General features: G+C 67.7%; 7 protein-coding genes. 5 read left to right on the top strand and 2 right to left on the bottom strand.

The window, feature by feature from the left end:
* Nucleotides 1-20 precede the first annotated feature (20 nt).
* A complete protein-coding gene (locus IPI67_18225) occupies nt 21-1,106 on the bottom strand; it encodes a hypothetical protein (protein ID MBK7582129.1) in 1,086 nt (361 codons plus the stop codon).
* An 85-nt stretch (nt 1,107-1,191) separates the two neighbouring features.
* Here IPI67_18225 and IPI67_18220 point away from each other — a divergent pair, with 85 nt between their 5' ends.
* Nucleotides 1,192-1,884, top strand: a complete 693-nt coding sequence (locus IPI67_18220) for a hypothetical protein (GenBank protein ID MBK7582128.1) — start codon at nt 1,192-1,194, stop codon at nt 1,882-1,884.
* A 57-nt stretch (nt 1,885-1,941) separates the two neighbouring features.
* Nucleotides 1,942-5,169, top strand: a complete 3,228-nt coding sequence (locus IPI67_18215; GenBank protein ID MBK7582127.1) for an error-prone DNA polymerase — start codon at nt 1,942-1,944, stop codon at nt 5,167-5,169.
* Between the two features lie 16 nt (nt 5,170-5,185).
* Here the strand turns inward: IPI67_18215 and smc are convergent, their stop codons facing one another.
* Complete coding sequence (gene smc, locus IPI67_18210) at nt 5,186-8,833, bottom strand: chromosome segregation protein SMC (protein MBK7582126.1); 3,648 nt, start codon at nt 8,831-8,833, stop codon at nt 5,186-5,188.
* Between the two features lie 250 nt (nt 8,834-9,083).
* Here smc and IPI67_18205 point away from each other — a divergent pair, with 250 nt between their 5' ends.
* The 3 genes from IPI67_18205 to IPI67_18195 are packed head-to-tail and all read left to right on the top strand — an operon-like array spanning nt 9,084 to nt 11,702.
* Complete coding sequence (locus IPI67_18205) at nt 9,084-9,446, top strand: zinc ribbon domain-containing protein (protein ID MBK7582125.1); 363 nt, start codon at nt 9,084-9,086, stop codon at nt 9,444-9,446.
* A 50-nt stretch (nt 9,447-9,496) separates the two neighbouring features.
* Nucleotides 9,497-10,570, top strand: a complete 1,074-nt coding sequence (locus IPI67_18200; GenBank protein ID MBK7582124.1) for an ACT domain-containing protein — start codon at nt 9,497-9,499, stop codon at nt 10,568-10,570.
* Between the two features lie 58 nt (nt 10,571-10,628).
* Nucleotides 10,629-11,702 carry a hypothetical protein gene (locus IPI67_18195; protein MBK7582123.1) on the top strand — a complete coding sequence of 358 codons (1,074 nt, stop codon included), beginning with the start codon at nt 10,629-10,631 and terminating at the stop codon, nt 11,700-11,702.
* Nucleotides 11,703-11,707: the final 5 nt, after the last annotated feature.

The following is an 11,707-nucleotide window of genomic DNA, read 5'->3' as shown; positions in this document are numbered from 1 at the left end:
GGGCAACTTCCGGGGCGTCGTCACTCGGGACAGCGGGGCGGGTCGAGGCGGGCAGCAACGCGACCCTGAGTCACGTCGAGCCGTACCAGCGTGCCGCCGTTCGCATGCTCGGCGCCCTCGCCGGCACCGGAAAACGTGAACAGCAGCTCCCCCGTCGCCGTGCGCAGGACTCGGCCGGCGTCCTCCGGCGGCCCGCTGAGTCCGCTCTTCAGCTCGCTGACCACGCGCCCAGCGGCCACGTCCACCACGGCCACCCCTTCGAGCCAACCATCGACAAACAGCCATTTGCCCGCCTCGAGCCCATGCCGTTCGGAGCCATAAAAGTTCACCGGGATCTCCAGCAGCGCCTTGCCGCTGGTCGCGTCGAACAGACGCCCCGTGCACGCCGGCCCAGCGTCGCACTGCTCCACCAAGAGCACCGAGCCCAGGAAACGCAAGCTGGAGATCTGGTCCCCGTGACGCTGCGAGGTGATCTTGAAGCGCCGAACCTTGCGCTTCGTTTTCAGGTTCCAGACTTCGATCTGTCCGTTCAGCTCGCCGTCACGGTCGTCGCGCTGGTGGATGAGCGCCACCAGCGCGCCATCGTCGGAGGCGCGAGCCAGCAGCCGATCGTCGGCCTCGCGCCGGTACTGCTCCGGCTTGGGCAGGAACTTTGCGGACACGACGGGCGCGCATTTTCCCGCGGCGTCGCACACACTGACTGCCTCCGCGCTGATCTTCAGCTGCGGCGGCGAGCCAACGTCGTCCATGACTGCGGCGGCAGGGCCCTCGGGCTTGAGCACCCGGAATGCGGTCGTGTCGAGGTTCCACTCGAAACAACTATCGGGCGTGTCTTGGGTGTCGTTGCCGGCATCTTCTGGGCGCATGCAGAACGCCACGGTCTTTGGCGACGGTTGACGCAGCAGCGTGACCCGGCCGTGCTGGGCCAGCGCCTTTGGCATACACGCGGGCAAAGCCTTCGGTCGCGTGGCGCGCTTGCGCATTGGAGGAGTTGCCCGCACGTCCTCCGGCGTCAGGGGCTCCTGGGCCAGGGGTTCGGGGCGGGGCACGCTGCCGACGCAGCCGGAAAGCGCCACGGCGAGGAAAAAGACCAGCCAATCCGACATGTCCAACGCCATACCGCCGTGCGAGCCCGGCGTCTGCCCCGGGCGCCGGGTGGCTCGATGAATTGTTGGCGGTACACTCCGCCCCGTGAACACGCAACGGATGTCGGCGCTAGGTTGTTTGCTGCTGGTCGCTGCTTGTTCGGGCGAGACCGCAAAGGAGCCTGCGTCGGGTACTGGCGGAGCAGGCGGCGCGGCGGGTACTGCTGCGGGTGGCGCGGGGGCCGGTGGCAGCACTGCAGGGGGCACGTCGGGTGGCGGCACGTCTGCCGGCGGTGGCGCATCCGGCGGCGGCGCCTCCGGCAGCGGTGGCGCATCCGGCTCCGGGGGCAGCGCCGGTACTGCTACGGGTGGCGCAGGGGGTGCCGTCGATGCGGGCGGGGTGTGCCAAGAAGGAGGCACCCTCGACGCAGGCACCGAGAGCATCGTCGCCGCGTCGTGTGCCATCGCGGTCGTGCGAGTGCAGCGCATCGACGAGGAGTGTTCCGGTGCCGGTGGCGCTCACGTCACCTTCGATGTGATCGCGGTCGGCAAGGGCGGCCCGTTGACCCGCGTGAGCCACGGTGGCCACGCCTACTACGCACCCCCTCAAGGCCCCGACAAGGTCGGTGAGTATTTCGTCGCGGGCATCGATCCGTACGGCAAGCTCGTGCCTCAGCCGGACATCGCCGGCTGGTGCATCAGCGGGTTGCCGGATGTGGACGGCGCGGCTCACACGCTGCTCGAGGCTTCGAGCGAGGCCGACGCCAAGGCCAAGATGCAGGCCATCCTCGCGAAGTGATTGGCAGAAAATTCGGGGCTTTGCTGCACGAACTAGACTGATAGTCTGTTCAGTCCCATGTTTGCCGAGCTGCTCGCGCGCTCGAACTTCTCGTTCTTGATCGGGGCCTCCCATCCCGAGCAGATGGTCGTGCGCGCGCGCGAGCTCGATCTGCAAGCCATCGCGCTGACCGATCGGATGGGCCTCTACGGCTCGGTGCGGGCGCATGCCCAGGCCAAGGAGAGTGGGCAAACGGTGATCGTTGGCGCGGAGCTCGTGCTCGAGCCACCGATCCCCTCGCGCTCGGCGACCTCGCCGAGTGAGGCACGGCTCGCAGCGCTCTCGGACGCACCGAGCGTGGCGCTGCTCGCAGCGGACCACACGGGGTACTCGAACTTGTGTCGTCTGCTGACACTCTCCCACGCCGAGCATCCGAAGGGAGAGGGGGCGCTCTGCCTCGAAGAGCTCGCGCGCTACCACAGCGGGCTGATTGCCGTCGTGCCGACGCCGCGAGATCCGGCCGGGCCGGACGCCCCGCCGGACGAGCTCTTCGAGGTGCTCTCGGACGTGTTCCGAGAGCGGAGTTTCCTTGCGGCGCACCGTCACCTCGATGTCTTCGACACGCCGCGGCTCGAGGCGGTCGAGCGCTGGTCGGAGCGTTTTGGCATTCGGGTGGTCGCGAGCGCTCGCCCGTTGTTCCATCAGCGCTCCCAAAAGCCGATAGCGGACGTGCTCAGCTGCATCCGTGCGGGCACCACCCTCGATCGCGCGGGGCGCGCGCTCTCGGCCAATCGCCAGGCCTTTCTGCGCTCGGAGCTGGAGATACAGCGACTCTTTCGCGAGCGCCCAACCTGGGTAAAACATAGCACCAAGATCGCGAGTGCTTGTCGCTTTTCGCTGTCGGAGCTGCGCTACCACTTCCCCTGCAGCCTCGAGCCCGGCGAGAGCGCCGACGACAAGCTCGCGCGCCTCGCCCGCGAAGGCGGGAGACGGCGTTATCCGAGCGGGGTGCCGGACGGGGTCGCGAGACAGATCGAGAAGGAACTTTCGCTGATCGAGAAGCTGGGGGTGGCTCCCTACTTCTTGTCGACCTGGGAGGTCGTCGAGATGGCGCGGGCTCGGCGCATCTTGTGTCAGGGGCGAGGCAGCGCCGCCAACAGCGCGGTCTGCTACGTGCTCGGGATCACGGCGGTGGATCCGGCGCGCTCCAACCTGTTGTTCGAGCGCTTCATGAGCGCCGAGCGCAGTGAGCCGCCGGACATCGACATCGACTTCGAGCACGAGCGGCGCGAGGAGGTCATCCAGGAGATCTACGCGCGTCACGGGCGTGACCGCGCGACCATGGTGAGTGAGGTGATCTGTTATCGCGGCAAGAGTGCGCTGCGAGAGGTGGGGAAGACCTTCGGCCTGTCCCTCGAGCAGATCGATCGGCTGTCGGGCACCATCACCCACTGGGACTCGGCCGAGGTGAGCGACGCACGGCTGGTCGAGATGGGCTTCGACCCGGCGGACGACCGCCTGCGCCAGAGTGTGATGCTGGCCCGGGCCATCGAGGGATTTCCCCGGCATTTGTCGATCCACGTCGGGGGTTTTGTGCTCTCGGCGCGCCCGCTCCACGAGGTGGCGCCCATCGAACCCGCGCGCATGCCCGAGCGCACGGTGATGCCGTGGGACAAAGACGACATCGAGACCCTGGGGTTCTTCAAGATCGACGTGCTCGGGCTCGGCATGTTGACGGCCATTCGCAAGTGCCTGGCGCTGATCCACCAGGGCGGGGGACTCGGCGTCGGTGAAGCAGAAGAGGCCTTCGATCCGCTGGACGTGGTGGCGCGGGTCCCGCCGGAAGACCCGCGCGTCTACGACATGTGCTGTCGCGCCGACACCGTGGGGGTGTTCCAGATCGAGAGTCGGGCGCAGATGGCGATGCTGCCGCGGCTCAAGCCGCGCCGCTTCTACGATCTGGTGGTCGAGGTCGCGATCGTGCGCCCCGGCCCGATTCAAGGCGGAATGGTGCATCCGTATCTGCGGCGGCGAAACGGCGAGGAAAAGACCTCGTCGCCCCATCCGAGCCTGTGGCCGATCCTCGAGCGCACGCTGGGGGTGCCTTTGTTCCAGGAGCAGGTGATGCAGATCGCCATCGTCGGCGCCGGCTACAGCGGGGGTGAGGCCGACCAGTTGCGGCGGGACATGGCGGCCTGGAAGAAGAACGGAAAGCTGATGCGTCACCGCGAGCGCCTGCTCGAGGGTTTCACCGAGAGAGGCATCAGCCCCGAGTTCGGGGAGCGGCTGTTCGAGCAGATCAAGGGCTTCGGGGAGTACGGGTTCCCCGAGTCCCATGCGGCGTCCTTTGGGCTGCTCGTGTACACGTCGGCCTGGCAAAAGGCGTATTATCCAGCGCATTTTGCCTGTGCGCTGGTGAACTCACAGCCCATGGGGTTCTACTCCGCGAGCACGCTGTTTCAGGATGCACAGCGCCACGGCGTCGAGGTGCGGGACGTCAGCATCGTAGACAGCAACTACGACTGCACCCTCGAGCCGGCGGGCCCCGCGAGCAAAGTCGTGAGTCGGTTGCCCGGCGCGGCTCGCGCCGTGCGGCTGGGATTCCGCCTGATCAAGGGTTTGGCGAAGGACAGCGCGGCGCGCATCGAGCTGGCGCGCCAGAGCCAGGCCTTTCGCAGCCTGGACGATTTGATGCACCGGGCGCGTCTGCGAAAAGACGAGATCGAACGGCTGGCGGAGGCTGGCGCCCTCGAACCCCTGGTGCCCGGTCGACGCAACGCCGTGTGGCAGGCGCGCGCGCCGCGGGTAGGGGGACTGTTCGCACGGCTCGACGTTGCCGAGCCGCGGGTCGCGCTGCCACCGCTGCGAGCGGCGGAGCAGCTGTTGCTCGACTACGGGCGCAAGGGGCTGTCGGTCGCCGACCATCCCTTGCGCCATCTGCGGAAGCGTCTCAGCGCGAGGAAAGTGCTCACCGCCGCAGAGTTGCCTCGGGCCGAACAAGGCAGTCGGGTCAGTGTCGCCGGGCTGGTCTTGACGCGCCAGCAGCCGGGCACGGCGAGCGGAGTCGTGTTCATCACCCTCGAGGACGAGACGGGGTTCGTGAACCTGATCCTGTGGCAGGCCGTCTACGAGCGCCTACGGCTGATCGCGAGGCACGCGACGCTGCTCCTTGCCCACGGAAAAATCGAGCGCGACCGCGAGGCCACCAACGCAGAGGTGCCCATCCTCCACGTGATCGTCGAGGACCTCGAGCGCCTGGATCGCCCCGAAGCGAAGCTCCGCAAACAATCCCGGGATTTTCACTGATTTCTGCTGGAGCGCTTCAGGCCACGCGAGCCGAGTCGTCGATGGCGGCGGCGGGCGGCATGTCGGAGAGCGCGCCAGCGCGGTGTTCGCTGCGCACCGTGGCCTGATCGTTCACCTTCACGCTCACGATACGCGACACACCGGGCTCACCCATGGTGACGCCGTAGAGCACGTCCACACTCTGCATGGTCTTGCGGACGTGGGTGATCAGGATGAACTGCGAGTTCGCCGTCATCGACTGAATGGCCTCGTTGTAACGCGTGACGTTCGCCTCGTCGAGCGGGGCGTCGACCTCGTCGAGCACACAGAACGGCGAGGGCCGGTACTGGAAAATGGCGAAGATCAAGGAGACCGCCGTCAGCGCCTTCTCTCCGCCGCTCATCAGCTCGATGTTGCCGAGCTTCTTGCCGGGCGGCTGCGCGATGATGTCGACGCCGGTGTCCAGCATGTCGTCGGGGTTGGTGAGCGCCAGCTCGGCGCGACCGCCGCGGAACATGCGTGTGAACGTCTTCTTGAACAGGTCGTTGACCGCGTCGAAGGTCTCCTTGAAACGCCGACGGGACTCCCGGTTCATGTGTTTGATCGCGCGCTCCAGATCTTCGAGGGCCTTCTCGATGTCGATCTTCTGGGTCGACAGATCGTGGAAGCGCTTCTCGGCGTCCTGCCACTCCCGGCCCGCGTCCAGGTTGACCGGCCCCATGCGGTCGATGAGCTGAGTCAGCTCCTCGATGCGGCGGCGTTGTTCGTCGTCGGGCATCGGGCGCGCGTGGTAGTCGCCGACGACCCGGCGCAGATCCAGCCCGCGGAAGCGGTCCCGCACGTTGGCCAGCAAGTGCTCCCGCTCGAGCTCGATGCGCTGCAGCGCCATCTCGGCGCGGCGCACGGCTTCGTCCTGGGCCTGTGACTGGTCGCGCAGGGTCTTCAGGTCGGCCTCGCGAGTGCCCAGCGCAAAACGCACCTGCTCCAGCAGCGCGCGGGCCGACTCCAGCTCTTTGTGGGCCTCGCGTGCGCGCTCGGCGGCGCCAACGCGGGCCTCCCGGGCGATCACGATCTGGGCTGCGGTCTCGCCGAGCGCGCGCGCCGTCTCGATCAAGTCGTCAGCCAGGCGTTGGGCGCGCGTCTGGAAGTCCGTGAGGGCGGACAGCACTCGGAGTTCGGAGCTCTTCGCGGCTTCGACCTGCTCGCGGACCTGCGCCAGCCGTACCCGGCGCTCCGTGACCAGGTTGGCCTGCGCCGAGACGCGCTCGTTCCATGAGGTCGCCGACGCTTCGGCCTTCGCCAGCTCGTGCCGCAGGTGCTCCAGCGCCACTCGCGCTGCCTCGAGCCCGGCGCGGGTGTCGGTCTCCGCGCTGCGCGCGTCCGTCAGCTTGGTCTCTAGCTCCGTTGCTTCGAGGCCGATGGTCGCCTGGCGTGCGTTGGCCCGCGCCATTTCATCCGTCGTGCGAGCGACGTCCTTCTCCGCCGTCACGTGTGCCAGCTCACCCGCGTGGGCCTCCTGCCGGGCGCGGTCGAGGCTCGTTCCAACCTCGGACAGGCGTGCCCGCAGCGCCGTGTGCTCGTCGTGCACACGGCCGTAGTGCTCGGTCAGTCGCTCGACCTCTTCGGCCAGGACTCGGAGCTCGCGCTTCTGCTCGACCATTGCGGCGGCAACGTCGTCGCCGGAGCCACCACTCACGACGCCGTCGGGTCGTGCCACCGTTCCATCGAGGGCGACCGCCGTCGTCCCGACAAAACGCTCGGCTAGCGCCACGGCTTGTTCTGCCGTTTCGACCAGCAGAGCGTCCCCGACCAGGGCACACACCAGCGCCTCGTCCACGGGCGCGTAGGCCAGGCGGTCCGAGAGGTAACCCAGCACCCCCGGCTCGTGCGCCGCGGCGCTGCGGGCCGCGCCCGCCACGTAGGGCGGCCGAGCGGCGATGATGTTCGCGCGGCCGCGGGAGTCCTTTGCGAGCTCGGCGAGCAGGTCTAGGCCGCGGGGCAACTCGTCGACCACGACATATTGGAGTCGCTCGCCCAGGAGTCCCGCGAATGCGGCGGTCAGCTCCACCGGTGCCTCGATGCGATCGGCAACCAGCCCGAGCACGCCGGGCCGCGCGCCGTTGACGAGTGCACGCGCTCCCGCGCCGACCCCTTCGAGACGACGATGGACCTCGTCCAGCGCCTTCAGCCGACTCTTCTTCAGACCGAGCTCGTTCTTGGCCGCGTCGACCGCGCGCTCGCTCTCGAGCTGATGCGCGCGCAGCTCGATGATCTCGGCTTCGAGCGCCTCGCGCTCCGCAACCGTCAGGCGTTTGCCCTCGGCCAACTCTGCCAAGCTGCGCTCGAGCGCGTGCTTCTTGGCGTCGAGCTCGGCTAGCTCGTCGGTGATGCTGTCCCGTTCACTGCCGAGGCGGTCGCGTCGTGCTTCCAGCTCGGTGATATTGTGGCCGTGAGCCTCGACGCGCGCCTCGTCGGCTGCCGTCTTGGCGCTGATGTCCGCCAACGAGTTGCGGACGCCTTGCAGCGTCTCGTTCGCGCGCGCCTCTTCGCTCTTCAGCTCGGCCAGCGCGACGTCCTCGCGCTCGGCATCGGCGACGCGTTCGCCTTCGTCTCGGGCGAGATCGCGCAGGCGATCGGCCAGGGACTCGCGCTCTGCCCCGAGCTCCGAGAGCCGCCGTGTGATCTCTTCCTGCTCGGTTTCCGCGGCCTTTTGCCGGTCGTCGAGGTGGGCCATGCGGTCCCGGGCACGCTCGATTTCGGCGCCCAGAGCCGTGACCTCGTTGTCCGCCTCGAAGGCCGAGGTGCTGGCCCGATCGGACCGCTGTTCGATCCCAACGGCCTCGTGCCGCGCGGCCTCGAGCTCGGATTCCGCCAGGCCGAGGCTGGTTCGCGCCTGCTCCAGCCCCGTCGACGACTCGGCGTGTGCGCCCCGCTCGACGTGCTCCGTCACGATGTACTCGAGCAGCTTGTGCGAGGCGTCGTGCAGCACGAGATCTTCGAGCTCGCCGCGATACTGGACGTAGCGCTCGGCCTTGGCGACCTGGCGCTTGAGGGACGCGCGCGTGCGGTCGATCTCCGAGACGATGTCGTTGATGCGCAGCAGGTTCTGGCGCGTCAGCTCCATCTTGCGCTCGGCCTGCCGGCGGCGCTGTTTGTACTTGGTGATGCCAGCCGCCTCTTCGATGTAGAGGCGGCGGTCTTCCGGGCGCGAGCTGACGATCTGACCGATCCGTCCTTGCTCGACGATGGAGTAGGCCTTCGTGCCGACGCCGGTGCCGAGAAAGAGCTCTGTCACGTCGCGCAGACGCACCTGCGTTTTGTTGATCAGATACTCGCTGGTGCCGTCCCGGTACAGGCGCCGGGTGATCGCGATCTCGGGATAAGCCTGGTACTCCGGCGGCAGCGACTCCGCGTAGGTGGGGTCGTTGTTGTCGAAGGTGATGGTCACCTCCGCGAGGCCATGCGGACCCCGGGACTCGGAGCCGTTGAAGATCACGTCCTCCATCGCCCGGCCGCGAAGGTGTTTGGCGCTCTGTTCCCCCATGCACCAGCGGATGGCGTCCACGATGTTCGACTTGCCGCAGCCGTTGGGCCCCACCACGCCGATTACGTCGTGGTCGAAGTGGATCACGGTCCGGTCCACGAAGGACTTGAAACCCGCGATCTCCAGCCTCTTGATGTGCATCGGTGAACGTCCTTGTCGGCCCGGTTTCCCGAGGCTAGCAGCCTTGGGTACGGAGCGCTTTGCCCCGGCCGGGAACACCGGTAGAGGCTGTCTTCGATGGGGTTTTAGCGCGCCCGGAAGAGCGCATGCGCCCTAGGGCAACCGCACGTCATGTAGGGTCACGCCAGGTACTGCACATTTGATAGGCGACATCCCGTCCGGACTCAAGCGAAAACCTTCGCCATCGAGTGGCGCTAGCTGGCGGGAAATATTGACAGACCCGTCCGCCGGCCGCATTTGGGCGCGCATGACGTACGAGTACGTGTGTTCCGCGTGCTCCTTCCAGTGGGAGGCGGAGCAGCCCATCAGTGCCTCTCCGCTCACGACTTGCCCGAGCTGCAAGGCGGAGAGCGCGAGGCGACAGGTGTCCGGTGGGCAAGGTTTCATCCTGCGCGGGGGAGGCTGGTACGCCGATGGCTACGGCTCGGCGAAACCGGCGGCGGCGGAGGCGAAGCCCGCCAGTGCAGAATCCAAGACCGCGGCGACCCCGGCCAAGAGCGACACGCCCGCCGCGGCGACGCCTGCGGCGCCGCGCACTCCGGCCAAGGTCGACAAACCGAAGCCGAGCTCGTGACGCGCGCGCGACGTCGCGATGCGCGCCGCGAGTGCTAGGATGAAGAGAGCATGGTGGATCGCAAACACGACGTCGACGACCTGAGGAAAGAGATCACGGAGATCGATCGCGCGCTGCTCTCGAAGCTGGAAGAGCGTGCGCGCCTCAGTCGCAAGGTCCACAAGCTCTACGAAGGGGAGAACCTGCCGGCTGACGTCACCGAGCGCGAGTGGCTCGCGGGGCTCGAAAAACAGGCGAGCGGCGAGTTGCCGGCGGAGGATCTGCGCTCGGTATTTCGACAAGTGCGCGCCTCGGCGCGCGCGCTCGAGCAGCCCGCGCGGGTCGCCTACCTGGGCCCCGAAGGAGGATTCTGTCACGCAACGGCGCGGAGTTATTTCGGAGAGAGTGGCATCTACGCCGAGTGCGCCACGGTGGCCGAGGCCCTCGAAGAGGTGAACCGAGGGCGGGCCGTCTACGCCGTATTCCCTTACGAGTCATCGACGGACGGTCTGGTGCTGTCGAGCATCGCGACGCTCGAGGAGACCGATCTCGTACTGGTCGCCGAGCGGACCGCGCCGGCGGTCTACGATCTGATGAGCCACACCGCCAACCTGGCCGACGTCGAGAAGGTCTACGCAACGGCGGCGGCGCATGCCGCGTGTGAACGCTTCCTGGAGCGCGAGCTGCCGAAGGCAACGGTGATCGACGTGCGCTCGCCCGTCGTGGCGACCGAGCTGGCGGCGGGCGATCACGGGAGCGCGGCGCTGGCGCCCGCCGAGTGCGGACGCGACGCGGGACTCGCGGGGATCCGCTCGAACGTGGGCGACACGCTCGACATGAGCTTCCGCTACGGCATCGCTGGGGCTCGCCCCGCGATCCGCACCGGCAATGACACCACCTGCCTGCTCTTCAGCGTGGACGACTCGCCGGGTGCGCTGTTCGACGTGCTGCGGCACTTCGCCGAACGCGGGGTGAACCTCAAGAAGCTCCAGTCGAGGCCCGTCAACGGCAAGGGCTGGGACTACGTGTTTTACGTCGAGGTGAGCGGTCACATCACCGACCGCCCCGTCGTCACGGCGCTCGAAGCGGTGAAGCGCGCGACCAAGTACCTCAAGGTGCTCGGTTCGTTCCCGATGGAGCGCTGAGCCGGGGGCCCGACGACGGCTAGCCGGCCGACCCGCGCTGAACTACCCTCGCGCCAGCATGAAACGAGGACTCTGGCTCCGGGTGCGCGGGGGTGCCGGGCGCAGCCTGCTCTTGACGAGTGTGCTCTGTCTCGCGGTGACGACGGCGTGCCCGAAGAAGCCCGACAAGATCGTGGCCGCCGGCGAGGACAAGGCGCTCAGCGACGCCGAGATCGACAAGGATCCCGAGTCGCTCTTGCCGAGCGGCGCAGTCGGGCTGTTCTCGGTCGACGTCAAGAAGCTACTGGTCTCGCAGTTCGGGCAGAAGTTGCTCGAAATCGCCCGGGCGCGCACGCCGGTGCCGCCCAGTGCCAACTTCGATCCAGGGCGTGACGTCGAGCGCGCGCTGATCGGTGTCTACTCGATGCAGGGTGCGGACGTGGCGGCGGTGCTCACCGGTCAGTTCGACAAGCCGGCCATCGAGTCCGCTGCGGACGGGACCCAGGTGACGCCGCTCGGGACCCCAGTCGTGAAGTCCACCTATGCCGGGCGCACGCTCTTCACCTCGCACAACATCGGCTTCGTCGTGCTCACTCCGCGAACGGTGCTGGTGGGAAACGAGACGGGGATCCGGCGAGCGCTCGACCGGATCAAGGAGGGCCGTGTGCAGCGGCAACTCCCGCCGTGGTTCGAGGAGATCGCCAAGACGCCCAACGCCCCGCTGGTGGCCGGCTTCGATCTGCGCGCGCAACCGCTGACCGACGCAGCGCGGGCTCAGCTACCGTTCTTGACGGGCATGGAAACCGCAAGAATGGTGGGGAATTTCGAGCCGCCGGGGATCAACGTGGCGGGCACCATGAGTTACGGCGACGCGGCCGGCGCCCAAGCTGGAGCGCAGTCCCTGCTCGGCATCAAAGATCTGGCGGCCAACCTCGGCTGGCTGGCCTCACTGCTCGGGATCGGGCAGCCAATTCGGCAGCTCGACGCCAAGGCCGAGGACAAGGACGCCAAGTTCGTGGCTGCGCTCGACGCGGGTGAGGTCGGGAAGATGTTGGATCAACTCTCGAGCTACCTGGGCGTGCCCAATCAACCGAAGGTGATCCCCGCGACGACCGGTCCGGCCGTGACGGGCGAGGGAGCCAACAAGAAATGAGCACG

It is taken from the genome of Myxococcales bacterium (assembly GCA_016706225.1).
Classification (GTDB): Bacteria; Myxococcota_A; Polyangia; order Polyangiales; family Polyangiaceae; genus JADJKB01.
This window is presented reverse-complemented; position numbering and strand designations above follow the sequence as displayed.

What these genes read in the sequence shown, in the direction of transcription:
- IPI67_18225 (MBK7582129.1), bottom strand. Translation starts at nt 1,106, where the DNA reads ATGTCGGATTGGCTGGTCTTTTTCCTCGCCGTGGCGCTTTCCGGCTGC.
- IPI67_18215 (MBK7582127.1), top strand. Translation starts at nt 1,942, where the DNA reads ATGTTTGCCGAGCTGCTCGCGCGCTCGAACTTCTCGTTCTTGATCGGG.
- smc (MBK7582126.1), bottom strand. Translation starts at nt 8,833, where the DNA reads ATGCACATCAAGAGGCTGGAGATCGCGGGTTTCAAGTCCTTCGTGGAC.
- IPI67_18200 (MBK7582124.1), top strand. Translation starts at nt 9,497, where the DNA reads ATGGTGGATCGCAAACACGACGTCGACGACCTGAGGAAAGAGATCACG.
- IPI67_18195 (MBK7582123.1), top strand. Translation starts at nt 10,629, where the DNA reads ATGAAACGAGGACTCTGGCTCCGGGTGCGCGGGGGTGCCGGGCGCAGC.